Annotated in this window: 25 protein-coding genes and 1 tRNA gene; 18 read left to right on the top strand and 8 right to left on the bottom strand. The window is 68.5% G+C overall.

Annotation, left to right across the window (positions count from 1 at the left end):
* Positions 1-69 precede the first annotated feature (69 nt).
* Entirely contained in the window at positions 70-873 is an 804-nt protein-coding gene (locus tag C4F17_RS21830; RefSeq protein ID WP_106936631.1) for a sulfite exporter TauE/SafE family protein, read from the bottom strand.
* Between the two features lie 134 nt (positions 874-1007).
* Between C4F17_RS21830 and C4F17_RS21825 the strand changes: the two genes are divergently transcribed.
* Positions 1008-1775: an AraC family transcriptional regulator gene (locus C4F17_RS21825; protein WP_106936630.1), complete on the top strand. Its 768-nt coding sequence runs from the start codon at positions 1008-1010 to the stop codon at positions 1773-1775.
* Between the two features lie 27 nt (positions 1776-1802).
* Here the strand turns inward: C4F17_RS21825 and C4F17_RS21820 are convergent, their stop codons facing one another.
* The 3 genes from C4F17_RS21820 to C4F17_RS21810 all read right to left on the bottom strand — a co-directional run bounded on the left by C4F17_RS21820 (position 1803) and on the right by C4F17_RS21810 (position 2866).
* Positions 1803-2030, bottom strand: a complete 228-nt coding sequence (locus tag C4F17_RS21820; RefSeq protein ID WP_081266057.1) for a hypothetical protein — start codon at positions 2028-2030, stop codon at positions 1803-1805.
* A gap of 51 nt (positions 2031-2081) precedes the next feature.
* Positions 2082-2156 (bottom strand) — tRNA-Arg (locus tag C4F17_RS21815).
* A gap of 41 nt (positions 2157-2197) precedes the next feature.
* Complete coding sequence (locus tag C4F17_RS21810) at positions 2198-2866, bottom strand: TetR family transcriptional regulator (RefSeq protein ID WP_442805193.1); 669 nt, start codon at positions 2864-2866, stop codon at positions 2198-2200.
* Between the two features lie 179 nt (positions 2867-3045).
* Here C4F17_RS21810 and C4F17_RS21805 point away from each other — a divergent pair, with 179 nt between their 5' ends.
* From C4F17_RS21805 to C4F17_RS21790, 4 genes are all read left to right on the top strand, one after another.
* Positions 3046-4314, top strand: coding sequence for an efflux RND transporter periplasmic adaptor subunit (locus C4F17_RS21805; protein WP_081266059.1), 1269 nt, complete (start codon positions 3046-3048; stop codon positions 4312-4314).
* A gap of 18 nt (positions 4315-4332) precedes the next feature.
* On the top strand, positions 4333-7497 hold the full coding sequence (locus C4F17_RS21800) for an efflux RND transporter permease subunit (protein WP_081266060.1): 3165 nt from the start codon (positions 4333-4335) through the stop codon (positions 7495-7497).
* A gap of 156 nt (positions 7498-7653) precedes the next feature.
* On the top strand, positions 7654-9078 hold the full coding sequence (locus C4F17_RS21795) for an efflux transporter outer membrane subunit (protein ID WP_081266061.1): 1425 nt from the start codon (positions 7654-7656) through the stop codon (positions 9076-9078).
* A gap of 124 nt (positions 9079-9202) precedes the next feature.
* On the top strand, positions 9203-9898 hold the full coding sequence (locus C4F17_RS21790) for a c-type cytochrome (protein ID WP_106936628.1): 696 nt from the start codon (positions 9203-9205) through the stop codon (positions 9896-9898).
* A gap of 48 nt (positions 9899-9946) precedes the next feature.
* Here the strand turns inward: C4F17_RS21790 and C4F17_RS21785 are convergent, their stop codons facing one another.
* The 3 genes from C4F17_RS21785 to C4F17_RS21775 form a co-directional block, all read right to left on the bottom strand.
* Positions 9947-10513, bottom strand: a complete 567-nt coding sequence (locus tag C4F17_RS21785; RefSeq protein WP_106936627.1) for a DUF2946 family protein — start codon at positions 10511-10513, stop codon at positions 9947-9949.
* A gap of 19 nt (positions 10514-10532) precedes the next feature.
* On the bottom strand, positions 10533-11510 hold the full coding sequence (locus C4F17_RS21780) for a YheT family hydrolase (protein WP_106936626.1): 978 nt from the start codon (positions 11508-11510) through the stop codon (positions 10533-10535).
* Between the two features lie 66 nt (positions 11511-11576).
* Positions 11577-12029 (bottom strand): YybH family protein, encoded by a 453-nt coding sequence (locus C4F17_RS21775; protein ID WP_081266065.1) that lies wholly within the window; start codon positions 12027-12029, stop codon positions 11577-11579.
* Between the two features lie 217 nt (positions 12030-12246).
* Between C4F17_RS21775 and rutA the strand changes: the two genes are divergently transcribed.
* From rutA to rutF, 6 genes are read left to right on the top strand one after another with little or no spacing between them, the layout of a single operon-like run.
* Complete coding sequence (gene rutA / locus C4F17_RS21770; protein WP_106936625.1) at positions 12247-13359, top strand: pyrimidine utilization protein A; 1113 nt, start codon at positions 12247-12249, stop codon at positions 13357-13359.
* Between the two features lie 14 nt (positions 13360-13373).
* Positions 13374-14168: a pyrimidine utilization protein B gene (rutB, locus tag C4F17_RS21765; protein ID WP_199851878.1), complete on the top strand. Its 795-nt coding sequence runs from the start codon at positions 13374-13376 to the stop codon at positions 14166-14168.
* Positions 14169-14193: 25 nt separating this feature from the next.
* The gene (gene rutC, locus C4F17_RS21760) at positions 14194-14586 is read left to right on the top strand and encodes a pyrimidine utilization protein C (protein WP_081266067.1); all 393 of its coding nucleotides are present in this window, start codon (positions 14194-14196) and stop codon (positions 14584-14586) included.
* Positions 14587-14594: 8 nt separating this feature from the next.
* Positions 14595-15401, top strand: coding sequence for a pyrimidine utilization protein D (gene rutD / locus C4F17_RS21755; protein WP_106936624.1), 807 nt, complete (start codon positions 14595-14597; stop codon positions 15399-15401).
* Complete coding sequence (locus C4F17_RS21750) at positions 15398-15997, top strand: malonic semialdehyde reductase (RefSeq protein ID WP_106936623.1); 600 nt, start codon at positions 15398-15400, stop codon at positions 15995-15997. The genes rutD and C4F17_RS21750 overlap by 4 nt, the downstream gene beginning before the upstream one ends.
* A gap of 14 nt (positions 15998-16011) precedes the next feature.
* Entirely contained in the window at positions 16012-16563 is a 552-nt protein-coding gene (gene rutF, locus C4F17_RS21745; RefSeq protein ID WP_081266070.1) for an NADH-dependent FMN reductase RutF, read from the top strand.
* Between the two features lie 39 nt (positions 16564-16602).
* Here rutF and rutR read toward each other — a convergent pair whose 3' ends face one another.
* Entirely contained in the window at positions 16603-17310 is a 708-nt protein-coding gene (rutR, locus tag C4F17_RS21740; protein ID WP_106936622.1) for an HTH-type transcriptional regulator RutR, read from the bottom strand.
* Positions 17311-17536: 226 nt separating this feature from the next.
* On the opposite strand from rutR, the gene C4F17_RS21735 reads away from it, so the two are divergent.
* From C4F17_RS21735 to C4F17_RS21705, 7 genes are all read left to right on the top strand, one after another.
* Positions 17537-18538, top strand: a complete 1002-nt coding sequence (locus tag C4F17_RS21735; RefSeq protein WP_106936621.1) for an isopenicillin N synthase family dioxygenase — start codon at positions 17537-17539, stop codon at positions 18536-18538.
* Positions 18539-18839: 301 nt separating this feature from the next.
* Positions 18840-19226, top strand: coding sequence for a VOC family protein (locus C4F17_RS21730; RefSeq protein ID WP_081266073.1), 387 nt, complete (start codon positions 18840-18842; stop codon positions 19224-19226).
* A gap of 106 nt (positions 19227-19332) precedes the next feature.
* Positions 19333-20400, top strand: a complete 1068-nt coding sequence (locus tag C4F17_RS21725; RefSeq protein ID WP_234382281.1) for a BMP family ABC transporter substrate-binding protein — start codon at positions 19333-19335, stop codon at positions 20398-20400.
* A 3-nt stretch (positions 20401-20403) separates the two neighbouring features.
* Positions 20404-21930, top strand: coding sequence for an ABC transporter ATP-binding protein (locus C4F17_RS21720; RefSeq protein ID WP_106936619.1), 1527 nt, complete (start codon positions 20404-20406; stop codon positions 21928-21930).
* A gap of 19 nt (positions 21931-21949) precedes the next feature.
* Positions 21950-23065, top strand: coding sequence for an ABC transporter permease (locus tag C4F17_RS21715; protein ID WP_106936618.1), 1116 nt, complete (start codon positions 21950-21952; stop codon positions 23063-23065).
* A complete protein-coding gene (locus C4F17_RS21710; protein ID WP_081266077.1) occupies positions 23062-23994 on the top strand; it encodes an ABC transporter permease in 933 nt (310 codons plus the stop codon). The genes C4F17_RS21715 and C4F17_RS21710 overlap by 4 nt, the downstream gene beginning before the upstream one ends.
* Positions 23991-24701 (top strand): cysteine hydrolase family protein, encoded by a 711-nt coding sequence (locus C4F17_RS21705; protein WP_106936617.1) that lies wholly within the window; start codon positions 23991-23993, stop codon positions 24699-24701. Before C4F17_RS21710 ends, C4F17_RS21705 begins: the two co-directional genes overlap by 4 nt.
* Positions 24702-24731: the final 30 nt, after the last annotated feature.

The raw sequence follows: 24731 nt of genomic DNA, 5'->3' as shown, positions 1-24731 counted from the left end.
TGGTGTCATGGCTCGGCGGGCCGCTGCAAGGCTTTGGCGCGAAGCATCGGCTTCGGCTGACATGCACACTCAGCGCAGCACCATGCCCGCCAGCACCGCCACCAGCAGGCCCAGGTACACCCAGGTGTGGATGCGGTCCGGAATGCGGCCGATCAGCGGCGCGGCCATGCGCACGCCAACCAGCGAACCCGCAACCAGCGCAGCGAACGCAGGCACGTCCACGTAGCCGATGTGCCACCCTTCCAGCGACGAGGCCGAGTTCCATGCGAGCCCCATGTAGGTCGCGGTGCCGGCCAGCGCAACAGGCAGCGACAACGGGTTGGCCATGGCGGTGGCATGCGTCATGGCGGCGCCCCGGCGGCGCATCAGCGGCACGGTCATGACGCTGCCGCCCACGCCGAGGAACGCGGCGATCAGCCCGATGACGAAGCTGCCGAAGCTCGCGACCCGGCCCGACAGCGGGCGTGCTGCGGCGGGTGCGGTGTGCTTGAGAAAACCAGGGCGGAACACGCAATCGAGGATGGTCGCGCCGAGGTACGCGATGAAGGCCCAGCGCACGAACTCGCCATCGGCCGCAACGGCCGCCGCAGCTCCCACCACGGCGCCTGCGCCGATGGGCCGCAGCAGCGGACGCACCTGCGCCCAGTCGAGCGTGCCCGCGCGCTGGTGTCGCCGCGTGGCGAGCATGGCGCTGACGATCATCACGCAGGTCGAAGTGGCCACGGCGATGTGCATGGCGGACTGGCCGGTGGCGCTGCCCGCGCCGTGTTCCGCAATCAGCGCACGGTAAAGCAAGGGAACGACGACGAAGCCGCCGCCAAAGCCGAACAGCACGGTGGTGGCGCCTGCCAGGCAACCGAAGCCGGCAAGCATGAGATGGATCGACACGAAACGCTCCTGGGCATTGAGGACAAGACCGTCACGATAGGTTGGCGAGGCTTGGCGCGCTTGCGCATGTGGGCCAATAATGTTCGCGTTCCGGCCAACCCGCTTTTTTTACCGACCCGATGCGCAACATTCCGCTCGACTCCGTGGATGCCATCGCCCGCGCGGTGTTGGCCATAGGCACCGACTACCCGCCGGGCACGATGCTGCACACGCACAGCCACCGGCGCGCGCAGTTCCTCTACGGGGCGACCGGGGTGATGGAGGTCGGCACCGACGACGGCGCCTGGGTCGTGCCGCCGCAGCGCGGCGTGTGGATCCCGGCCGGCAAGCCGCACCGGGTGCGCATGCTCGGGGTGAGCACGCGCAGCCTCTACATCGAGCCGCGCGACGTGCCGCGCAAGGGCGACCAGTGCGAGGTGCTGAACGTGTCGCCGCTGCTGCGCCAGCTGCTGATGGAAGCGATCGAGGTGCCGCCCAAATACGACCGACAGGGCCGCGATGGTGTGCTGATGCGCCTCGTGCTGCACGAGGTGGCGCGCGCCGAGGCCTTGCCGCTGCTGCATGTGCCGCTGCCGCGCGACCCGGCGCTGGCGGGGCTCTGCGTGGAATTTCTCAGGCGGCCCGGCATCCACGTGGCGCCGTCGACATGGGCGGCGCAGTTGAACGTCAGCGAACGCACCTTCAACCGCCGCTTCGGCCTCGAGACGGGCATGGCTTTCGGCAAGTGGCGTCAGCGCGCCTGCGTGCTGGTGGCGCTGTCACGGCTCGCGGCGGGCGAGCCGGTGACGGTGGTGGCGCTGGACATGGGCTACGACAGCCCGGGCGCGTTCTCGACGATGTTCCGCAAGACGCTGGGGCGCCCGCCCTCGCATTTCACGATGGCGTAGAGGCGCGTCGAGGGCCGGAGCGCAGGCTCACCAGAACTTCCACCATGGCCGCGGCGCCTGCCGCAACGCCAGCGGGCGGGTGTCGAGGTCGTCGGTATTCTGCGGCGCGATGGTGTCGCCCGAGCGGCGCCGCATTTCGGTTTCGAGGGCATGTGCGATGCCGCGCGCCTTTTTCTCGCCGCGCAACGCGCGCCGCCGCCATTCGGCGGCATGCGCTGCCAGGCTGGCCTCGTCCAGATCAGTCAACTCCGTCATGGGTGGGAAAAAGAAAAACCGGAAGCTTTTGGGAGCTTCCGGTCTGGTATGTGGTCCCGCCGCCAGGAATCGAACCTGGATCTCAGCCTTCGGAGGGCCGAATTCTATCCGTTGAAATACAGCGAGAGAGGGCTCCGGCAAGCACCGGAGCCAGACATTATGGCCTATCAGGCGACCTCTGTTTCGGCTTCGTCCGCAACCACCGCCGCGGACAGCAGCGGACCGAAGCCCAACCCCGCCAGATAGACCCTGAAGGTGCGCCTTCCCGTGGGCACGAGATCGAAGGCCTCCGGGTCGAGCAGCCAGTTCTGGATGAGCCCGCTGATGAGCGCATGCAGCCCCTGCGCGGCCATGGCGCCGGGCACCGGCAGCTTGATGCGCGCACGGCGGGCGGCCAGCCGCAGGGCCTTTTCGAAATCGGCGACGCAGGCGTTGCGGGCGTCGAGGTGGCGCTGCTGCACGGAAGCCATGTCGTGCGTGTATTCGACCTTGTGGGTCGCCACGTCGAACACGCGGCGCACCTGCGGGTCGGTGGCCATGAGGGTCAGCGCGTGGACCATGCCCTCCTCGATCTCGGCCAGCGGATCGTCGACGCCGCTGGCGCTGGAGGCCCTGGGCCCTGCTTCGAGCGGAAGGATGACGCGCTCCATCATGGCGTTGAACAAGTCGGCCTTGTCCTTGAAATGCCAATAGATGGCGCCGCGCGTCGCGCCGGCCTGCTGCGCGATCTGCTGCAGCGTGGTCTGCGAGACGCCCTGCGCCTGAAACAGCAGCTCCGCGGCATCGAGCAACCGATGCCGCGTGGCCATTGCTTCTTCCTTCGTACGACGTGCCACCAAGTCTCCTGATTTGTAAAGCAACGCCCTTTCCCGGTCGTGGGGCCATTGCACGGCCGTCACTATACATCCATGAATGTATGTAAACTACCGGGCTTCCCCGATGGCCCGCCTGCCCGTACAGGTTTCCGGTTCGCCCGAGAACGCGCCATCTCCCGTCTTCGCTTCAAAGGAATCGCATGCCTCTCCTGCATGTTTCGCGCCAATCGTCCTTTTCGCCGCGTCTCGCGACCGTGGCCGCCGTTGTCCTGCTGGTCCTCGCGGGCTGTGGCAAGAGCGATGCGCCCGCCGGCGCAGGCGCACCCGGCGGCGGCGGCCACCCGGCGCCCGAAGTCGGCGTGGTGGTTGCGGCTCCGGGCGACGTCGGCCTCGTCACCGAACTGCCCGGCCGCCTCGAGGCCTCGCGCGTAGCGCAGGTCCGTGCCCGCGCCTCGGGCATCCTGCTGAAGCGCGAATTCCGCGAAGGCAGCGACGTGAAGGCCGGCCAGCTGCTGTTCCGCATCGACCCCGCGCCGCTGGTGGCCTCCCTGCAGAACGCACAGGCCACGCTCGCGCGCGCCGAAGCCAACGCAGTGCAGGCCAAGGCCCTGGCCGACCGCTACAAGCCGCTGGTCGAGGCCAACGCCGTGAGCAAGCAGGAATACGCGACGGCCGTGGCCTCGCAGAAAACCGCCGAAGCCGACGTGGCTTCCGGCCGCGCCGCCGTGCAGACCGCCAAGATCAACCTCGGCTATGCCGACGTGACCTCGCCCATCGCCGGTCGCATCGGCCGCGCCCTCGTGACCGAAGGCGCGCTGGTGGGCCAGGGCGACGCCACCGAGCTGGCCGTGGTGCAGCAGATCAACCCCGTGTACGTCAACTTCACGCAGTCGGCCACCGACGTGCTGAAGCTGCGCCGCGCGCTGGCCGACGGCCAGTACAAGCGCGCGGGCGGCGAGGAAGCCGCCAGCGTGCGCGTGGTGCTGGAAGACGGCAGCGAGTACGCACAGGAAGGCAAGCTGCTTTTCTCCGACCTCACGGTCGACTCGACCACCGGCCAGATCACGCTGCGCGCCGAAGTGCCCAACCCCAAGGGCGAGCTGCTGCCCGGCCTGTACGTTCGCGTGAGGCTGGAGCAGGCCAAGGCCACCAACGCGATCGCGCTGCCGCAGCAGGCGGTCACGCGCACGCAGCAGGGCGACACCGTCACGGTGGTCGACAAGGACGGCAAGCTGTCCAAGCGCAACGTGAAGATCAGCGCCGCCAAGGACAACCAGTGGGTGGTGCTCGACGGCCTGAAGGCCGGCGAACAGGTGATGGTCGACGGCTTCCAGAAACTGCAGATGATGCCGCCGGGCACGCCCGTGAAGGCGGTGCCGTGGACCAAGCCGAACCCCGCCGCAGCGGCCAAGCCGGCTGCGGCGGCGCCTGCCGCCGCCGAACCGGCGGCCACGGCCGAGAAGAAGTAATCAGGAGCGCGCCCGCAAATGGCCAAATTTTTTATCGACCGCCCGATCTTCGCGTGGGTGATCGCACTGTTCATCCTCGTGGTGGGCGGCGTGGCAATCACCCAGCTGCCGATCTCGCAGTACCCGCCGGTGGCGCCTCCCGCCATCGTGATCAACGTCGCCTACCCCGGCGCCTCGGCCCAGACGCTCGAGGACAGCGTGCTGTCCGTCATCGAGCGTGAAATGAACGGCTCGCCGGGCATGATCTACATGGAATCGGTGGCCCAGGCCGACGGCACCGGCTCCATCACGATCAGCTTCGAGGCCGGCACCAACGACGACCTCGCGCAGGTGGACGTGCAGAACCGGCTGTCGCGCGCGACGCCGCGCCTGCCCTCCGCCGTGACGCAGCAGGGCGTGCGCGTGGACAAGTCGCGCAACAACTTCCTGATGTTCGTGATGCTGTCCTCCGACAACCCGAACATCGACCCGGTGGCGCTTGGCGACTATGCCGCGCGCAACGTGGTGCCCGAGTTGCAGCGCGTGGTCGGCGTGGGCCAGGCCCAGCTGTTCGGCTCCGAGAACGCGATGCGCATCTGGATCGACCCGGCCAAGCTGCAGGGCTTCAACCTGTCGGCCACCGACGTCAACAACGCGATCCGCGCACAGAACGCGCAGGTGTCCTCCGGCACCATCGGCGACCTGCCCAACATCCCCGGCCAGGCCATCGCGGCCACCGTGGTGGTGAACGGCCAGCTCGCCAACGTCGACCAGTTCAAGGAAATCGTGCTGCGCGCCAACACCGACGGCTCGACCGTGCGGCTGAAGGACGTGGCCCGCGTCGAACTCGGCGGCCAGTCGTACGCCACCTCGGCGCGCCTGAACGGCGTGCCGGCGGTCGGCGTGGGCGTGCAGCCCACGCCCAACGGCAACGCGCTGCAGTCGGCCAAGGCGATCCGCGCCAAGATGGCCGAACTCGAGCGCTACTTCCCGCAGGGCGTGAAGTGGGCCATTCCGTACGACAGCTCGCGCTTCGTGCAGATCTCGATCACCGAGGTGGTCAAGACGCTGCTGGAAGCCGTGGCGCTGGTGTTCGTGGTGATGTTCCTGTTCCTGCAGAACTGGCGCTACACGATCATCCCGACCATTGTGGTGCCCATCGCGCTGCTGGGCACCTTCGCCTCGCTGCTGGCGCTGGGCTTCTCGATCAACGTGCTGACCATGTTCGGCATGGTGCTGGTGATCGGCATCGTGGTGGACGACGCCATCGTGGTGGTGGAGAACGTCGAGCGCATCATGAGCGAGGAGGGGCTGTCGCCGCTCGAAGCCACGCGCAAGGCCATGCGCCAGATCTCCGGCGCCATCATCGGCGTGACCGTGGTGCTGGTGTCGGTGTTCGTGCCGCTCGCTTTCTTCGCGGGCTCCACCGGCAACATCTACCGCCAGTTCTCGGCGGTGATGGTGGCGTCGATCGCCTTCTCGGCGTTCATGGCGCTGTCGCTCACGCCGGCGCTGTGCGCCACGCTGCTCAAGCCGGTCGAAGCAGGACACCACCACGAGAAGACCGGCTTCTTCGGCTGGTTCAACCGCGGTTTCACGCGCACGGCCAAGGGCTACGAGAGCCTCGTCGCCCGCGTGCTGCGCCGCGCCGCGCGCTACCTCGTGATCTACGCCGCGATCATCGCCGCGGTGGTGTTCACCTACACCCGCCTGCCCAGCTCGTTCCTGCCGCAGGAAGACCAGGGCAACATCATCGTGAACGTGCAGCTGCCCCCGGGCGCCACGCAGGAACGCGCGCTGTCGGTCATGCAGCAGGTCGAGGGCTTCATCCTGAAGCAGCCCGAAGTGCAGAGCATGGTCGGCGTGATGGGCTTCAGCTTCTCTGGCCAGGGCCAGAACGCGGGCCTCGCCTTCGTGACGCTGAAGGACTGGGACGAACGCAAGGACCCGGCCCATTCGGCCAGCGCGCTGGCCGGCCGTGCCTTCGGTGCGCTGTCGGGCATCCGCGACGCCTTCATCTACCCGCTCAGCCCGCCGCCCATTCCCGAACTGGGCAACGCCAGCGGCTTCAGCTTCCGCCTGCAGGACCGCTCGGGCGCAGGCCACGAGGCGCTGATCAACGCACGCAACCAGCTGCTGGGCATGGCCTCGCAGAGCAAGATCCTGTCGCAGGTGCGCCCTGACGGCCTGGAAGACGCGCCGCAACTGCAGATCGACATCGACCGCGACAAGGCGAACGCGCTGGGCGTGACCTTCGACGCGATCAATGCCACGCTGTCGACCGCGCTGGGTTCGAGCTACATCAACGACTTCCCGAACCGCGGCCGCCTGCAGCGCGTGGTGGTGCAGGCCGATGCGCCGGCGCGCATGCAGCCCGACGACCTGCTCAAGCTGAACGCCAGCAACACGCAGGGCCTGCCGGTGCCGCTGTCGGCCTTCGCGACCACCAAGTGGGTCACGGGCGCCACGCAGACGGTGCGCTACAACGGCTACCCCGCGATACGCATCAGCGGCGACGCAGCGGCCGGCTACAGCACCGGCGCCGCGATGGCCGAGATGGAAAAGCTCGCCTCGCAGCTGCCGCAGGGCTTCGGCTTCGAATGGACCGGCCAGTCGCGCGAAGAAAAGCTCGCGGGTTCGCAGGCCATCGTGCTGTACGGTTTCGCGATCCTGGCGGTGTTCCTGTGCCTGGCCGCGCTGTACGAGAGCTGGTCGATCCCGCTGTCGGTGATCCTGGTGGTGCCGCTCGGCGTGCTGGGCGTGCTGCTGGCAACCATGCTGCGCGCCTATTCGAACGACGTGTACTTCCAGGTGGGGCTGATCACCATCATCGGCCTCTCCGCGAAGAACGCGATTCTGATCATCGAGTTCGCCAAGGACCTGCAGGCGCAGGGCAAGGGCGTCATCGAATCGGCACTGGCCGCCGCGCACCTGCGCTTCCGCCCGATCGTGATGACCTCGCTGGCCTTCGGCCTGGGCGTGCTGCCGCTGGTGCTCGCCTCGGGCGCCGGCTCGGCCAGCCAGCGTGCCATCGGCACCGGCGTGCTGGGCGGCATGGTGACGGGCACGGCGCTGGCCGTGATCTTCGTGCCGGTGTTCTTCGTGGTGGTGCGCAGCCTGTTCAAGGGCAGCGCGCGCCAGCGCGAGGCCGACAAGCGGCATGCGGAAGCAGCCGGCATCACGGAGGAACCGAAACATGACTGAACTCGGGCACACCCCCAGGCTGCGCGCACTGCGTGTCGCTACGCCCACCCCCTTGCAGGGGGCAACACCAGCGGCCTGGCAGAGCCGGTTCCGCGGTGTTTCCCGAACAGGCCGCGCCGTGCATGCAGCGCGAACGGCCATGGAGTCGCTATGACAATGACGAAATTCATTCCAACAGCCTTGGCAGCGGCAATGCTCCTGGCCGGCTGCTCGCTGATCCCGACCTACGAGCGCCCCGCCGCGCCGGTGCCGACCACCTTCCCGGGCGACCCGGCGCAGCCGCCCGGACAGGCCGCGGCCAACCTGGCCTGGCAGGACTTCTTCACCGACCCGCGCCTGGCGGGCCTGATCCAGACGGCGCTGTCGAACAACCGCGACCTGCGGGTGTCGGTGCTCAACATCGAGCAGGCGCGCGCGCAGTTCCAGATCCAGCGCTCGGCGCTGTTCCCGGCGCTGGGCCTGACGGGTTCGGGCTCGCGCTCGGGCCCCAACCCGTACCAGGGCATCGAGCCCGGCGCGGGCAGCGTGGCCTCGCAGTACAGCGTCAACTTCGGCTTCACGGCCTGGGAGCTCGACTTCTTCGGCCGCATCCGCGCGCTGAAGGACCAAGCCCTGGCGCAGTACCTGGCCACCGACGAAACGCGCAAGGCGGTGCAGATCAGCCTGATCGCGTCGGTCGCGAACGGCTGGCTCACGCTGCTGGCCGACGACGAGCTGCTCGAGATCACGCGCCAGACGCTGGTCACGCGCGAAGAGTCGGTGCGCCTCACGAAGCTGCGCTTCGACAACGGCGTGTCTTCCGAGCTCGACTTCCAGGCGTCGAACGGCCAGCTCGAAAGCGCGCGCGCCGCCTATGCGCAGCAACTGCGCACCCGCGCGGAGGACGAGAACGCCCTCGCCCTGCTGCTGGGCGCGCCGGTGCCCGCCGAAGCCACGGCGGGCGGCGCCAAGGGCCTCGCCGGCATCAAGCCGATGCCCGACGTGCCTGCCGGCCTGCCCTCCGACCTGCTGGCCGAGCGCCCGGACATCCGCGCGGCGGAGCAGCAGCTGATAGCGGCCAACGCCAACATCGGCGCGGCGCGCGCGAACTTCTTCCCGCGCGTGTCGCTGACCAGCTCCATCGGCACCGCGAGCACCGAGTTCTCGGGCCTGTTCGACCGCGGCTCCAAGGCCTGGTCGTTCGCGCCGACGGTGACGCTGCCGATCTTCAACGCGGGCAGCAACCGCGCGACGCTCGAGTCGGCCAAGGCCGGGCGCGAGATCGCGGTGGCGCAATACGAGAAGTCGATCCAGACGGCGTTCCGCGAAGTGGCCGATGCGCTCGCGGGCCGCGCCACGCTGGGCGAACAGGTGCGCGCGCTGCGTGCGCAGGCCGACGCGGAGGCGGTGCGCTTCAAGCTGTCCGACCTGCGCTACCGCAACGGCATCGCCAGCGCGCTCGACCTCCTCGACGCGCAGCGCTCGCTGTTCTCGGCACAGCAGTCGGCCGTGACCACGCAGCTGCTGCAGTTGCAGAACCAGGTCACGCTGTACAAGACGCTGGGTGGCGGCTGGGCCACGCGCGACGGCAACAACGGCTGATGCGTTGAGAAACTTTGGCGTCCGCTAAGGGTAGGTCCCTTGCCCGCTTGGGCAAGGGGTCTCTCTATAATCGCCGGTTGGTTAGGAAAAGCCCCCCGACGAGCCCCCGATATTGAGGACGCCAATGAGCGCAGACCCGCATTACCAGGCCACAGAAGAAGCCCACACCGGGCCGATCAAGAACCCGAAGCAGCTGCTTCTCGCGGTATTTTTCTCCTTCATCGCCCCGATCCTGATCATCGTGGGTCTTGTTTCCTATGTGGTCTCGGGCGACAAGCCCTCGGGCACCGCGCAGGGCGACAACATGTCCCTCTACGGCGTGACCAAGGAAGCGCGCGACCGCGAAGTGGCCGAGCGCCTCAAGAAGGTCGGCGCCATCGAGATCCGCGACGCCAACCGTCCGCTGGCCACCGGCGAGACCGTCTTCAAGGCCCAGTGCGCCACCTGCCACGGCTCGCCCGGCATCCCTGGCGCGCCGCACTTCCAGGACGCCGCAGCCTGGGGCCCGCGCATCGGACAGGGCTACGCCACGCTTCTCGAACACGCCCTGAAGGGCAAGGGCGCCATGCCTGCCCAGGGCGGCGGCGACTTCGAGGACCTCGAAGTGGGCCGTGCCGTGGTCTACATGGCCAACGCCGGCGGCGCCAAGTTCCCGGTGCCGGATCGCCCGGCTCCGGCCGCCTCCGCCGATGCACCCGCTGCCGAAGGCGCTGCTGGAGCGGCTCCCGCAGCTGCTGCAGCCGGCGCTGCGGCCGCACCCGCGGCCCCTGCGGCGGCAGCAGCCCCTGCTCCCGCGGCAGGCGCCCCCGCTGCCAACTAGGCGTTTACCCTAGTCTCAAAAACGAAGCCGGCCCAGCGCCGGCTTTTTTCATGGGCGGGTGGCCTCTGCTGCAGCAGCGGCTTCGGCGTGGTGTTGCGCCGGGCTCAGCACGTGCCCGAAGCGGCCGGGCAGTTGTGCGGCACGCACTTCCTCCGGCGTCCAGAGCCCGCGTTCGATGGCCTCCGCCGCAATGCCGACGTCCTGCGTGTGCACCAGCCCCAGCCCGGCCGAACACGACAGGTAGAGCCTGCCATCCTCGTCGAGCAGGCAGCCGGTCACCTCGGCGGGCTGCCCGTTGTGCGCGGTGACGGTGAAGCCGTCGCCCTGCTCGGCCACGCGCCACACCAGGGGCGCCGCCTCCAGTTCCACGTACACGCGCTGCGGCCCGTTCTGGAAGAACCACTGGCCTTCGTCGTCGTGCTCGTAGTTGCGGTGAATGAACTCGATCAGCTTGTCGTGCCTGAGCATCGATCCCTTCGCTGCTGGAAAGGGGCCTTCGGCCTGCGTGCGGTCGTCGCGCATGTACCAGTTGCCGCGCGCGTCCAGACCGAGCCAGCCGTAGCAGTGCGGCACGTTGGGCCATTTGGCGAGTGCCTGTTTGACGATGTCATCCATGAAGCTATTGTGCTCGCCGTCAGGCGTGGCGGGCCAGCCAGCCGCCTACGCGCTCCGGCATGCCGCGCACGTGCCCCGGCGGCAGCCCCATGGGAAAGCCCACGTGGCCGCCATGCGCGGGCTGCCACAGCGTGACGTGCGCACCCACCTCGCCGGGCAGCGGCAGGCTGCTGGCGGGAATGAAAGGGTCGTTGCGCGCGTTCACCACCAGCGCGGGCACGCGGATGGATGCCAGGTGCGGCTTGGCCGAGCCCCGGGCCCAGTAGTCGTCGGCATCGCGAAAGCCGTGCAGGGGCGCGGTGAAGATGTCGTCGAAGGTATAGAGGTCGCGCGCGGCCAGCAGGCGGTCGCGGTCGAACAGGCCAGGGAACTGCGCCAGCTTGGCCATGGCCTTGGGCTTCATGGTCGCGAGGAACATGCGCGTGTAGACCAGCTTGTTGAAGCCCCTGCCGATGGCCTCGCCGCCCGCCGCCAGGTCGAGCGGCGCACACACCGAGGCCACCGCGTTCACCACGCCGGCAGCCGTTTCACCGGCCTCAGAGGCCCATCGCATCAGCGCATTGCCGCCGAGCGACACGCCCGCGGCCAGCACCGGACCGCCGCCCTTGCGCGCATGGTTCTCGCGCATGCGCGAGAGGATCCAGCCGATCTCCTCGAAGTCGCCCGAGTGATAGGCGCGCGGCGCCAGGTTCAGCTCGCCGCTGCAGCCCCGGAAATGCGGCACCGCGAAGGCCATGCCCTGCGATGCGGCGAATGCGGCGAAGGCTTCGGCGTAATGGCTGCGCGATGAACCCTCCAGGCCGTGGAACAGCACCAGCAGCGGCGCCGGCTGCCGGGGCGCATCGACGAAGTCGACGTCGATGAAGTCGCCGTCGGGCGTCTGCCAGCGCTCGCGCCGGTAGACCGGCGCCGGCCCGTCGAAGCGGCGTGCATAGAGCGCGGGCCAGATCGTCTGCAGGTTGCCGCCGGGCAGCCAGCGCGGCGCCATGTAGCCCATGGCCGTCGAGGGGGAAGGGTCCGAAGCAGATGACGGGGGAGCGGAAGGAACGAAGGACGGCATCGATCAATGCAGGGTCTGGGGCGGATCGTTGGCGTCGTCGGGTTCGCGCGCGCTGCCGGGGCTCGCATGGTGCGCCACCAGGCGCCAGCCCTGCGCGGTCTTGTGATAGACGTTGGTGGCCAGCACGAAAGCGTGGCGCGGGCCCTCGGCCGTGAGCACCTCGATGCGCTCCAGCACGTTGTGCACCGCGCTGGCGAGCGATTCGATCTTGCGCACCCGCGCGGGCGTGGCGTGGATCGCGCCGTTGCCGAACATCTGCTCGAAGGCCGCGCGGATCGCGACCGCGCCCACCAGCCGCGGACCGCCGGGGTGCACGCAGAACACCTCGTCCTCGTCGGCCCAGCAGGCCATCAGTGCATCGATGTCGCCGCGTTGCAGCGCTTCGTAGAAGGCCGCTTCGACGTCGTCGGCAGTGCCGCCGATGGCCGCGGCGGCGCGGAGTGGAGTCTTGGGCATGGCGTGATTCTGCCGCGCAGTCGGTGACGGGGGCACTGCACCGCTTTGGCACGGTCCGCACCGCGGTGCCGCAATCCTGGCGAATCGCCTGCTCCGTTTTGGACCAAATGGTCAAACACAAACCTGAAAATACCACTAAGCCATTGATTTAAAACAAATTTTCAAACTGGCACGCCGCATGCAAGGAGCTGCGCAATCACGCAACAGGAGTCCTTCCATGAACGTCGGCATCTTCATTCCCATCGGCAACAACGGCTGGCTGCTTTCCGAAAACGCGCCCCAGTACAAGCCCAGCTTCGAGCTCAACAAGCAGATCACGCTGAAGGCCGAGCGCTACGGCGTGGACTTCGCGCTGTCCATGATCAAGCTGCGCGGCTTCGGCGGCAAGACGGAGTTCTGGGACCACAACCTGGAGTCGTTCACGCTCATGGCCGGCCTCGCGGCCGTCACCAGCAAGATCAAGCTGTTTGCCACGGCCGCATCGCTGGTCATGCCGCCGGCCATCGTCGCGCGCATGTCGTCGACCATCGACTCCATCTCCAACGGCCGCTTCGGCCTGAACCTCGTCACCGGCTGGCAGCGCCCCGAGTACTCGCAGATGGGCATGTGGCCCGGCGACCAGTTCTTTGGCACGCGCTACCAGTACCTCAGCGAATACATCCAGGTGCTGCGCGACCTGTGGGGCACCGGCCGGTCGGACTTCAAGGGCGAGCACTTCAAGATGGACGACTGCCGCATGAGCCCGCAACCGCAGGCCGACATGAAGGTGATCTGCGCCGGCCAGAGCGACGCGGGCATGGAGTTCTCCGCCAGGTACGCCGACTACAACTTCTGCTTCGGCAAGGGCGTGAACACGCCCAAGGCCTTCGCGCCCGCGGCCCAGAAGCTCATCGAGGCCACCGCCAAGACCGGCCGCCACGTCACCACCTACGTGCTGATGATGGTGATCGCAGACGAGACCGACGAGGCCGCGCGCGCCAAGTGGGAGCACTACAAGGCCGGCGCCGACCACGTAGCCATTGCATGGCTGGGCCAGCAGGGCGCGGCCGACACCAAGTCGGGCGCCGACACCAACGTGCGTCAGATGGCCGACCCGACCTCGGCCGTGAACATCAACATGGGCACGCTGGTGGGCTCCTACGCAAGCGTCGCGCGCATGCTCGACGAAGTGGCCGAGGTGCCCGGCACCGAAGGCGTGCTGCTGACCTTCGACGACTTCGTGCAGGGCGTGGAAGCCTTCGGCGAGCGCATCCAGCCGCTCATGAAGAGCCGCGCGCACGTGCAGAGCCCCGTGCCGTCGCAGGTCGAGCCCCAGCGCCTCGCGGCCTGAACAGGAGCACCCACGTGAGCGCACCCGCACGCAACACCACCCTCACCTCGACCACGCCCGTCGGCGCGCCGCGCCCGCCCGGCGCACCCGCACCGCTGGTGCTGCCGGCACGCCCCGAGCCGCTTGCGATGCACGCCAGCGATTCGGCGCTGATCGTCGTCGACATGCAGAACGCCTATGCATCCATTGGCGGGTATGTCGACTCGGCCGGCTTCGACATCTCCGGCGCGCAGGGCACCATCGCCAACATCGTGCGCGCCATTGCCGCAGCGCGCGCGGCGGGCATGCTGGTCGTGTTCCTGCAGAACGGCTGGGACGCCGACTACGTGGAAGCCGGCGGGCCCGGCTCGCCCAACTGGCACAAGTCGAACGCGCTCAAGACCATGCGCGCCAGGCCCGAGCTGCAGGGCAAGTTCCTCGCCAAGGGCGGCTGGGACTACGAACTCATCGACCAGATGAAGCCGCAGGCCGGCGACATCGTGGTTCCCAAGACGCGCTACAGCGGCTTCTTCAACAGCACGCTCGACAGCACGCTGCGCGCGCGCGGCATCCGGCACCTGGCCTTCACCGGCATCGCGACCAACGTGTGCGTGGAGTCGACGCTGCGCGACGCCTTCCACCTCGAGTACTTCGCGGTGATGCTGGAAGACGCCACGCACGAGCTCGGCGGCCCGGCCATCCAGAAGGCATCGGTCTACAACGTCGAGACCTTCTTCGGATGGGTCTCCACGGTGGACCAGTTCTGCGCCACCTTTGCCGCGCCGCAAGCCGTTTCCCAACCCGCGTCGGCCGAAGCGGCCGTCGCCTGATTCACCTTCATCGAGGAGTTCCCCAATGCCCAAGCAAGCCATCATCCCTCCCGGCACCGGCGTGCCGCTCGCCCCCTATGTTCCCGGCACGCTCGCCGACGGCGTGCTCTACGTGTCGGGCACGCTGCCCTTCGACAAGGACAACAACGTGGTGCACGTCGGCGACGCGAGTGCGCAGGCCCGGCATGTGCTCACCATCATCAAGGGCGTGGTCGAGGCCGCCGGCGGCACCATGGACGACGTGACCTTCAACCAGATCATGCTCAAGGACTGGGCCGACTACGCGAAGATCAACGCGGTGTACGCCGAGTTCTTTCCCGGCACCAAGCCCGCGCGCTACTGCATCCAGTGCGGCCTGGTGAAGCCCGATGCACTGATCGAGATCGCCTCGATCGCGCACATCGGCAACAAGGGCTGAGGCGCCGCATGCCTTCGCTGCACTACGAGGTGCACGGGCCGTCCGAGGCGCCCTCCACTGTGCTGCTGTCGTCCGGCCTCGGCGGCTCGGCCGGTTTCTGGCAGCCGCAGCTCGGCGCGCTGGTCGACGCCGGGCACCGCGTCGTCGCCTACGACCAGCGCGGCACGGGCCGCAGCCCCGGCGCGCTGCCCGCTGCCTATGCCATCGAGGACATGGCGCAGGACGTGCTGGAAATCCTCGACGCCACGAACACTTCGCGGTGCCACTTCGCGGGCCATGCGCTCGGCGGCCTCGTGGGCCTGCAGCTCGCGCTGGATGCACCCGCGCGCATTGCGAGCCTCGTGCTCGTCAACGCATGGTCGAAGCCCAACCCGCATTCGGCGCGCTGCTTCGATGCACGGCTCGCGCTGCTCGGCGCATGCGGTGCGCGCGCCTACGTGGAAGCGCAGCCGATCTTCCTCTACCCCGCAGCCTGGGCCGCCGAGCACGCGCAGCGCGTGGCCGCCGAAGTCGATCACGCCTTCGCCCATTTTCCCGGCGAGGCCAACATGCGCGCGCGCATCGCCGCCCTGCGCGCCTTCGACATCGACGCACGCCTGGGCGACATCGCCGCGCCCGCATTGGTGGCTGCGGCCAAGGACGACGCACTCGTGCCCTGGACCTGCTCCCAGCGCCTGGCCGATGGCCTGCGCGACGTCACGCTCGACTTCATGCCGCACGGCGGCCACGCCCACAGCGTGACCGAGGCCGAAGCCTTCAACCGCAGCCTGCTCGACTTTCTTTCGCGGGTCACCGCACCCGCAGTTCCAGCATGACCACTCTTGCATCCACACTCGACGACGCAGCGCTGTCGCTGCTGTTCACCGGCGCACGCAGCCACAACGGCTGGACCGACGAGCCCGTCACCGACGCGCAACTGCGGCAGATCTATTCGCCCGCGAGCCTGGGCCCGACCTCGGCCAACTGCTCGCCCGCGCGCTTCGTGTTCGTGCGCACGCCCGAAGGCAAGCAGCGCCTGGCGCCCGCGCTCTCCAAGGGCAACCTCGACAAGACCATGAGCGCGCCGGTCACCGTCATTGCCGCATGGGACCGCAAGTTCTACGACAAGCTGCCCACGCTGTTCCCGCATGCCGACGCGCGCAGCTGGTTCACCGGCAGCCCCGAGGCCGCCCACGAGACCGCCTTCCGCAACGCGAGCCTGCAGGCCGGCTATCTGCTGCTGGCCGCGCGCGCGGTGGGCCTGGACGCCGGCCCGATGTCGGGCTTCGACAAGGCGAAGGTCGACGCGGCCTTTTTCGAGGGCACCGACTGGACCGTCAATTTCCTCATCAACCTCGGCCACGGCGATGCGTCGAAGGTGTTCGGCCGCCTGCCGCGGCTGCCCTTCGACGAAGCCTGCGTGCTGGCCTGAAGGAGTCACTCTCCATGTTGAACGCCATGGCCTCCCACGCCCCTTCGTCATCGAACCCCGCCGGCTTGCCTGCGGGCTTGCAGAAGGCCGACTACCGCAACGCGATGGCGCGGCTGGGCGCGGCGGTGAACATCATCACCACCGACGGCCCGGCGGGCCGCGCCGGCTTCACCGCATCGGCCGTGTGCAGCGTGACCGACGAGCCGCCGACGCTGCTGGTGTGCCTGAACCGGTCCGCTTCCGTGTACCCGGCGTTCAAGGCCAACGGCGTGCTGTGCGTGAACGTGCTGGCAGCGGGCCACCAGTCGCTGTCCGCGTTGTTCGGCGGCAAGACGCCGATGGACGAGCGCTTCGCCGCCGGCCGCTGGAGCCGCAAGACCACCGGCTCGCCGATGCTCGACGATGCGGCCGTGTCCTTCGACTGCCGCGTGGTGCACGCGACGAGCGCGGGCACGCACGACGTGCTGTTCTGCGAGGCCGTGGCGATCGCGATCGGCGGCGCGGCGCAGGGCTTGATCTACTTCGACCGGCGCTATCACGAGATCGCGGCGCCGCCGCAGCACTGAATTGCTTCCTCCCCGGAAGGGGAGGGAGCAAGGCAAGAGTCAGCGCGGCGCGATGCCCTGCAGCACGATGCGCTGAACGTTCTCCACCGTCTCCTCGAAGAACGCCGCATCTTCCAGCGTGTGCCCCGTCAGCGCCTGCACCTGCACGCCGAAATCCGCGTAGTGCTGCGTCACCGCCCACAGCGCGAAGATCAGGTGGTGCGGATCGATCGGCGCCAGCTTGCCGGACTCGACCCAGGCGCGGATCACTTCCGATTTCTTCTCCACCAGCGAGCGCAGCTCGCGGTCCAGTTCGTCGCGCAGCAGCGGCGCGCCCTGGATCATTTCAAGGCAGAACAGCCGCGATGCATCGGGCCGGTCGCGCGACACCACCAGCTTGCGGCGTATGTACCCGCCGATGGCCTCGGCCGGGTCCTGCTCGGCGCTGAAGCCGCGCAGAGGTTCGAGCCACAGCGCGAGCAGATCGCGCAGCACGTTGACGTAGAGCTCTTCCTTGTTCGCGAAGTAATAGAGCAGGTTGCTCTTCGACACATCGGCACGCGCCGCCACTTGGTCGATCGACGTGCCGTGCAGGCCGAAGCGCGAGAACAGCCCCAGCGCCGCGCCGAGGATCGCGCTGCGCTTGTCCTCGATCTGGCGCAGCCGCCGGTTCACGGCCGACGCACTGCGCACGGCCGGCTTGGCACGCTTGCGCGCCGGTTTGTCGGTACTGCTGCTGGCTGCGGCCAGCGCCTTGGTCTTCGGCATCTTCCCTCGCTCTTCTCTTCACGTTCATCGGTTTTCAAACGGCGCACCACTGTAAGGCCACGGTGCATCGCCTTGCGTCACGACCGGCGGCACAACGCAGTGTTGCGCACCATGCTGACGCGGCGAATGCGATTTGTCCATTTGGTCCAACTGGCACAGACGTTGCATGGCGAAAGGCATGCCAACGCATGCACGACTGCATGACCGACCGAATGAGGAAGCCGCCATGACCCTGCTGTCCGTTCCCATCATCGATCTCGCGCCCTACTTCGACGGCACCGCCGAAGGCAAGTCGGCGGTTGCGAGAAAAGTCGACGAAGCCTGCCGAAGCATCGGCTTTCTCGTCATCACCAACCACGGCATCGCGCCCGAGCTGATAGAGCGCGTGTCGTCGCTCTCGCGCCAGTTCTTCGACATGCCGCTGGCCGAGAAGCGCAAGGTCGACCGGCCGCGCGAAGACGCGGTGCGCGGCTACAGCGCGGTCGGCGAAGAGGGGCTCTCCTACAGCCTGGAAGAGGCAGCGCCCGGCGACCTGAAGGAGTCGTTCTCCATCGGCCCGTCGAACGTGCCCGACGACGACTATCACCGCGGCCCCGCCGCCGGCCCGCACTTCGAGCCCAACAGCTGGCCGCCCATCGACGGTTTCCGCGAAGCCTACGAAGGCTACTTCGAGGCCATGAGCGATCTCTCGCGCTCGCTGATGCGCATCTTCGCGCTCGGCCTCTCCCTGCCCGAGACCTTCTTCGACGACAAGATCGACGAGCACATCAGCATGTTCCGCGTGCTGAGCTATCCACCGCAGCGCGAGCAGCCGCTGCCGGGCCAGTTGCGCGCGGGCGCGCACAGCGACTACGGCAGCCTCACCATCGTGCTGCCCGACGACAAGGGCCTGCAGGTGTTCAACAAGGCAGGCCAGTGGGTCGACGTGCCGCAGGTCGAGGGCGGCCTGGTCGTCAACATTGCCGACCTGATGATGCAGTGGACCAACGACCAGTGGGTGTCCACGCTGCACCGCGTGATCAACCCGCCGTTCGAGGTGGCGAGCACCAACCGCCGCCAGTCGCTGGTGTTCTTCCACCAGCCGAACTACGACGCGATGGTCGAGTGCCTGCCGAGCTGCCTCGCGCCCGGCGAGGTCGCCAAGTACGCACCCATTTCCTCCGGAGACCACCTGACGTCGAAGTTCGTCAAGCAGACGACCTTTGGTGGGACCAAGGTGGTGGCTTGAGATGACTTACCGCTGTTCTTCGGGACGCGCTCACGCCGACGGGGTACCTTGCTCCGCGAATGTCCCCCGGCCTGCGGCCTCCTCCTTTATTTCGCTGCGCAAGGCACCCCGCCGTCGTGAGCGTTACGCAGAGCAGTTGTTGATCAGCCGAGTACCAGCAGCGTGCCCTGTGCGCAGGGCGTCGGGTACTCCCCGCAGCGAAATAAAGGAGGAGGCCGCAGGCCGGGAGACATTCGCGGAGGGGAGTACCCGACGGCCTGTGCACGCGCCCTGAAAAACACCACATCAAAAAAGCACAGACATGGCCCACCTCTCCTACGTCAACGTCTTCGCCAAAGACGTGGTCGCGCTCAGCGGCTTCTACCAGCGCGTGTTCGGCTTCACAGAGATAGAAGCCATCCGCTCCCCCATCTTCCGCGGCCTGGACACCGGCAAGTCGAGCCTCGGCTTCAACGCGCTCGACGCCTACGAGCTGCTGCACCTGAGCGAGTACTCCGACACGCGCGGCGTCAAGTTCCTGCTGAACATCGACGTCGACAGCCAGGCCGACGTCGACCGCATGGTGCCCGTTGCCCTGGAGGCCGGCGCCACGCTGGTGAAGGCACCCTACGTCACTTACTACAACTGGTACCAGTCGGTGCTGCTCGACCCCGAAGGCAACGTGTTCCGCATCAATTTCATGATGTAGCCGCACGCGACCTCCCCCCCTTTTTTTCTCCTCTCTTCCCATGCTCCCCACGAAAGGTTGCTTCATGCCGCGCACTCCCTCCCACGGCCCCGTCCTCGGGCTTGCCATGACCCTCGCAGCCGGCGGCGCGCTCTTCACCACGCTGCCCGCCGTTGCGGCCGACGGCTTCACGCTCAAGGACAAGCCGAAGATCGCGATGCTCTACTTCGGCCCCAAGAACGACGGCGGCTGGACGCAGGCCTTCGACGAAGCCCGCGTGAAGATCGAGAAGGAGATCGGCCAGAAAATCCAGTTCGTCGAGAACGTGCCCGAAGACGCATCGGCCATCAAGCCCGCCGCGGAGAAGTTCATCCAGCGCGGCGCCAACATCGTCATCGGCACCGCCTTCGGTTACTCCGACAGCTTCAAGGACCTGGCCGCCAAGTACCCCGACGTGGCCTTCCTCAACGGCTCCGGCACCACCAATGGCAGCAACCTCGAGTCGTTCTACGGCCGCACCTACGAGAGCCAGTACCTCTGCGGCATGGCCGCGGGCGCGGCGTCGAAGACCGGCAAGCTCGGCTTCGTCGCGGCCAACCCCTTCGGCGTGGTGAACTGGACCATCAACGCCTTCGCGCTCGGCGCGCAGAAGATGAACCCGAACGCCACCGTCAACGTGATCTACACCGGCGCGTGGAACGACCCGGTGAAGGAACGCGCGGCAGCCGCGGCATTGATCGACCAGGGCGCCGACGTGATCGGCCAGCACGTCGACAGCCCCACGCCGCAGATCGTGGCGCAGGAGCGCGGCGTGTACGGCACCGGCCACCACCGCGACCTGCGCCAGTTCGCGCCCAAGGCCACGCTGTGCTCGTCGGTGTGGGTGTGGGACCGCTTCCTCACGCCGGAGCTCAAGAAGATCATGGCCGGCAACTGGAAGCCAGCCCAGTACGGCGCCTTCATCGAGATGAAGGACGGCGGCACCGACATCGCCGGCTTCGGCCCCGCCGTGCCCAAGGACAAGGCCGCGCTCATCACCGCCGAGCGCGACGCGATCATGAAGGGCAAGCAGATCTACGCCGGCCCGCTCGCCGACCGCGACGGCAAGGAGCGCGTCGCCAAGGGCGCGGTGCTGTCCGATGCCGACCTCTGGAAGATGGACTGGTTCGTCAAGGGCGTGGTCACGCAGAAGTAAGCCATGCCCAATGCGCTGGAACTCACCGGCATCCGCAAGTCCTTCGACGGCTTCGCGGCACTGACCGACGCCCACTTCACCGCGCGCTGGGGCGAGGTGCATGCCCTGCTCGGCGAGAACGGCGCGGGCAAGTCGTCGCTCATGAACATCGCGGCCGGGCTCTATGCGCCCGAGGCGGGCCAGCTGCTGGTGGACGACAACGCGGTGCGCTTCACCGGCCCGCGCGATGCGGCCAGGCAGCGCATCGGCATGGTCCACCAGCATTTCAAGCTGGTGCGGCCGTTCACCGTGGCGCAGAACATCCTGCTCACCGCGCCGCCGCCCGTCGGCTTCCAGAGCCACGGCGAAAGGCTGCGCGAAATAGAGCGCGACATCCGCAACAAGGCCTCGGAGCTGGGCTTCGACATCGATCCGTCGAAGCGCGTCGATGCGCTGTCGATCGCCGAGCAGCAGCGCGTGGAGATCCTCAAGGTGCTGCTGGCGGGCGCGCGCATCCTGATCCTCGACGAGCCCACCGCCGTGCTGACCGACCAGGAAGCCGCGCGCCTGCTGCAGACCGTGCAGGGGCTGGCGCGCAAGGGCGCCGCGGTGGTGCTGGTCACGCACAAGATGGCCGACGTGAAAACGTACGCCGACCGCGTGACGGTGATGCGCGGCGGCCGCACGGTGGCCACGCTGAAGCCGGCCGAGGCCACGACCGCCGAGCTGGTGAAGCTCACGGTGGGCGAGTCGATCGCCGCGCAGGGCTTCCAGGCCCCGGCCGCATCGCGCGGCCCGGTGCGGCTGACGGTGCGCGGGCTGCGCACGCCTGCTTCGCCCGAAGGCCGGCGGGTGCTCGACGGTGTCGACCTCGAACTGCATGCTGGCGAGATCTACGGGCTTGCCGGCGTGGGCGGCAACGGGCAAGGCGAACTGGCGGGCGCCATCATGGGCCTGCCGGGCGAAGCCACCGAAGGCGAGATCCGGCTCGAAGGCCACGGCGACCTGAAGACGATGGCCGCATCCGCGCGGCGCGGCATCGGCATTGCCGCGATTCCGGCCGACCGCTACGGCCTCGCGCTCGCGGGCGGCCTGTCGGTGGCGGAGAACTACGCCATCGGCCGCGTGCACACCGGCCGCTACGGACCCGTGTGGCGCCTGCGCCGGGGCCGCATCCAGGCAGACACGCAGGAGGCGGTACGCGCCTTCGACGTGCAGGGCGTGCGCTCCGTCGCGCAGAAGGCGGCGCTGCTGTCGGGCGGCAATGCGCAGAAGCTGGTGCTGGCGCGCGAGTTCGGCAAGTCGCCGACGCTGGTGCTTGCGCACAGCCCGAGCCGCGGCCTCGACGTGCGCGCCAGCGCAGAGGTGCACGCGCGGCTGCGCGCCGCGCGCGACGGCGGCGCTGCGGTGCTGCTGATCAGCGAAGACCTCGACGAGGTGCTGCAGCTCGCCGACCGCGTGGGCGTGATGACGCGCGGGCGCATCGCCGGCGAGTTCGCACAGCCCGCCGACCGGCAGGCGATAGGGCAGGCGATGGTGGACCATGGCTGAAGCATCCCTCTCCGCAAACATGGCAAGCGCACCGAACACCGTCGCGGCAAAGCCGCCGCAGCCGCTGGCGCACCGCCGCTACGCGCTGGAGATCCGCCAGCACATGGCATGGCGCTGGCAGGCGCTGATCCTCGCGGCGGCGCTGCTGGTGGGCTTCGCCATCTCCGCCGCCATCCTGGTGGCGGCCGGCGTGCCCGCCGACGAACTGGCCAACGAGTTCGTCACGCAGACCTTCCTCGATGGCCAGAACTTCCGCGCGGTGCTGTTCCAGGCGGCGCCGATGATCCTCGTCGGCCTGGCCGGTGCCATCGCGTTCCGCGCGCGCTTCTGGAACCTCGGGCTCGAGGGCCAGATGATCTGGGGCGCCATCGGCGCCACGGCGGTGTCGATGTGGCAGATCGGCCCCGAGAACCTGCGCCTGCCGCTCATGTTCGTCGCGGCCGTCGGCTGCGGCCTGCTGTGGGTGCTGGGCCCGGCGTGGCTGAAGCTGAAGCTGGGCGTGAACGAGATCATCTCGACGCTGATGCTCAACTACATGGCGGCCAACTTCCTGCTGCACCTGGTGTACGGAAGCTGGAAGGACCCGAAGGACAACTTTCCCTATTCGCCGCAGTTCCGCGCGTTCGAGCGGCTGCCCGAACTCGGCGGCGGCGTGGGCAGCTCGATCCTGCTGGCGGGCGTGGTCGCGCTGCTCGCGTGGTGGCTGGTGAGCGTGAGCCGCGCGGGCCTGTACCTGCGCTTCGTCGACGCCAACCCGCGCGTCGCGCATGCCAACGGCGTGCCGGTGCGGCGCACCATCTACGGCGCGGTGCTGCTGTCGGGTGCGATGGCCGGGCTCGCGGGCTTCGCCGTTGCGGCGGGGCAGGAAGGCAGGCTCACGCAGGCCTTCTACCAAGGCTACGGCTTCTCGGGCATCCTCATTGCCTTCCTCGCGCGCAACAACCCGCTGGCGGCCACGGTGGTGGCGCTGCTGGTGGCGGCGCTGTTCGTCACCGGGCGCAGCCTGCAGGTGTTCTACCAGGTACCGTTCTCGATGGTGCAGCTCATACAGGCCATCATCGTGGTGTGCGTGGCGTCGAGCGATTTCTTCATCCGCCACCGGCTGCGCCGCGTGGGCGCGGAGGCTTTTCGATGAGCGGCGGCATCGTCCTCAACTGGCTGGCGAGCACGCCGGACTTCGCGGTGCCCTATGCGCTCGCGGCGCTCGGCCTGATCATCTGCGAGCGCGCGGGCGTGCTGGCGCTCGGTGCCGAGGGGCTGATGCTGGTCGGCGCATTGGCCGGCATCGGCGCACAGATCGCCATCGGGCAGCCGGCGGTGTCGCTGGTGCTGGCCATGCTCGCGGCCAGCGTGGTGTCGGTGCTGTTCGCGGTGATGGTGATCTGGCTGCGCGTGAACCAGGTGATTGCAGGGCTCGCGCTGGTGTTCTTCTGCCAGGGGCTCACGGCGCTGGTCGGCTCGATGGCCGAGTGGACCAACCACGCGACCGAAGGCATCGGCGCGATGGGCCTGTGGCCGCTGTCGATGCTGCCGGGCGTGGGCAGGCTCTTCGAGCAGAACGCGATGGTGTGGCTCACGCTGCCGATCTTCTGCGCGGTGGCTTGGTTCTTCGCACGCACCTCCACCGGCCTGCGGCTGCGCGCGGTGGGCGAGAACCCGCAGGCCGCCGACGCCGCCGGCATCCGCGTGGCGGCATGGCGCTTCGCGGCGGTGCTCGCGGGCTCGGCGCTGGTGGGGCTGGCGGGCGCGTACATCTCGGTGGTCAGCACCAAGCTGTGGATCGCGGGCATGACCGGCGGGCGCGGCTGGATCGCCGTGGGCCTCGTGATCTTCGCGCGCTGGTCGCCGTGGAAGGCGCTGGTGGGCGCGCTGCTTTTCGGCTGCATCGAGGCGCTGATTCCGCAGCTGGCCGCCGCCGGCGTTCAGCTGCCGCAGTACTTCGTGATGATGACGCCCTATGCGGTGACGCTGGGCGTGATGGTGTGGGTCGCGCTCTCCCGGCGCGGCGCCGATGAAGAGCCCGGTGCGCTGGGCCAACCCTATGTGCGGGAAGAACGCCGATGAAGGCCTGGGTCTACAACGAGGAGCGCGAGCTCGACGCGGCGCGGTTCGCCGACTACCTGAACCCGGCCACCACGGCCGTGGTCTCCATCGACATGCACCGGGGCCATCTCGATGACGACCCCGACTGCCCCTGCCCCGCGCCGCGCGCACGCGACGTGGTGGCGCCCATCGACAGCTTCCACGACGAAGTGCGCGCGCTGGGCGTGCGCATCGTGCATGTCAGGTCGGTGCTGCGGCCCGGCGGCGAGGACGACACGCGCGGCATTCCGGCTGCATGGCGGCGCACCTTCCCGCTGCATGTGGGCGAGATTCCGAACGCCCATGCGCATGCCATCGAAGGCACCAAGTGGACCGAGTGGGTCACGCGCGTGGAGCCCGGCGACATGCGCGTGGACAGCAAGCGCCGGCTCTCGGCGTTCTATCCGACCGACCTGGACTTTCTGCTGCGCAACCAGCGCATCGAGACGGTGGTGCTCGACGGCGGCTTCACCGACTGCTGCGTGCTCAACACCGCCTTCGACGCCAACAACCACAACTACCGCGTGATCGTGCTGCGCGACCTGGTGCGGGGCACCGACGCGCACCTGGAAGGCGCGGCGCTGGCGATGGTGTCGCTGCACCTGGGGCTGGTGATGGATTCGCGCGAGCTGCTGCGCAAGTGGCGCGGCCTGGGCGGCGGCCAGCCTTCCCCGTCTTCTCTTTCCTGATCCGCCCTCCGTCTTCCTGCTGAACCCCGA

The sequence above is a fragment of the Variovorax sp. PMC12 genome, from assembly GCF_003019815.1.
Lineage (GTDB): Bacteria > Pseudomonadota > Gammaproteobacteria > Burkholderiales > Burkholderiaceae_C > Variovorax.
This window is presented reverse-complemented; position numbering and strand designations above follow the sequence as displayed.

Coding starts and splice junctions, on each gene's coding strand:
- C4F17_RS21830 (WP_106936631.1), bottom strand. CDS start 873: ATGCTTGCCGGCTTCGGTTGCCTGGCAGGCGCCACCACCGTGCTGTTC.
- C4F17_RS21825 (WP_106936630.1), top strand. CDS start 1,008: ATGCGCAACATTCCGCTCGACTCCGTGGATGCCATCGCCCGCGCGGTG.
- C4F17_RS21820 (WP_081266057.1), bottom strand. CDS start 2,030: ATGACGGAGTTGACTGATCTGGACGAGGCCAGCCTGGCAGCGCATGCC.
- C4F17_RS21805 (WP_081266059.1), top strand. CDS start 3,046: ATGCCTCTCCTGCATGTTTCGCGCCAATCGTCCTTTTCGCCGCGTCTC.
- C4F17_RS21800 (WP_081266060.1), top strand. CDS start 4,333: ATGGCCAAATTTTTTATCGACCGCCCGATCTTCGCGTGGGTGATCGCA.
- C4F17_RS21795 (WP_081266061.1), top strand. CDS start 7,654: ATGACGAAATTCATTCCAACAGCCTTGGCAGCGGCAATGCTCCTGGCC.
- C4F17_RS21790 (WP_106936628.1), top strand. CDS start 9,203: ATGAGCGCAGACCCGCATTACCAGGCCACAGAAGAAGCCCACACCGGG.
- C4F17_RS21785 (WP_106936627.1), bottom strand. CDS start 10,513: ATGGATGACATCGTCAAACAGGCACTCGCCAAATGGCCCAACGTGCCG.
- C4F17_RS21780 (WP_106936626.1), bottom strand. CDS start 11,510: ATGGGCTACATGGCGCCGCGCTGGCTGCCCGGCGGCAACCTGCAGACG.
- C4F17_RS21775 (WP_081266065.1), bottom strand. CDS start 12,029: ATGCCCAAGACTCCACTCCGCGCCGCCGCGGCCATCGGCGGCACTGCC.
- rutA (WP_106936625.1), top strand. CDS start 12,247: ATGAACGTCGGCATCTTCATTCCCATCGGCAACAACGGCTGGCTGCTT.
- rutC (WP_081266067.1), top strand. CDS start 14,194: ATGCCCAAGCAAGCCATCATCCCTCCCGGCACCGGCGTGCCGCTCGCC.
- rutD (WP_106936624.1), top strand. CDS start 14,595: ATGCCTTCGCTGCACTACGAGGTGCACGGGCCGTCCGAGGCGCCCTCC.
- C4F17_RS21750 (WP_106936623.1), top strand. CDS start 15,398: ATGACCACTCTTGCATCCACACTCGACGACGCAGCGCTGTCGCTGCTG.
- rutF (WP_081266070.1), top strand. CDS start 16,012: ATGTTGAACGCCATGGCCTCCCACGCCCCTTCGTCATCGAACCCCGCC.
- rutR (WP_106936622.1), bottom strand. CDS start 17,310: ATGCCGAAGACCAAGGCGCTGGCCGCAGCCAGCAGCAGTACCGACAAA.
- C4F17_RS21735 (WP_106936621.1), top strand. CDS start 17,537: ATGACCCTGCTGTCCGTTCCCATCATCGATCTCGCGCCCTACTTCGAC.
- C4F17_RS21730 (WP_081266073.1), top strand. CDS start 18,840: ATGGCCCACCTCTCCTACGTCAACGTCTTCGCCAAAGACGTGGTCGCG.
- C4F17_RS21725 (WP_234382281.1), top strand. CDS start 19,333: ATGACCCTCGCAGCCGGCGGCGCGCTCTTCACCACGCTGCCCGCCGTT.
- C4F17_RS21720 (WP_106936619.1), top strand. CDS start 20,404: ATGCCCAATGCGCTGGAACTCACCGGCATCCGCAAGTCCTTCGACGGC.
- C4F17_RS21715 (WP_106936618.1), top strand. CDS start 21,950: ATGGCAAGCGCACCGAACACCGTCGCGGCAAAGCCGCCGCAGCCGCTG.
- C4F17_RS21710 (WP_081266077.1), top strand. CDS start 23,062: ATGAGCGGCGGCATCGTCCTCAACTGGCTGGCGAGCACGCCGGACTTC.
- C4F17_RS21705 (WP_106936617.1), top strand. CDS start 23,991: ATGAAGGCCTGGGTCTACAACGAGGAGCGCGAGCTCGACGCGGCGCGG.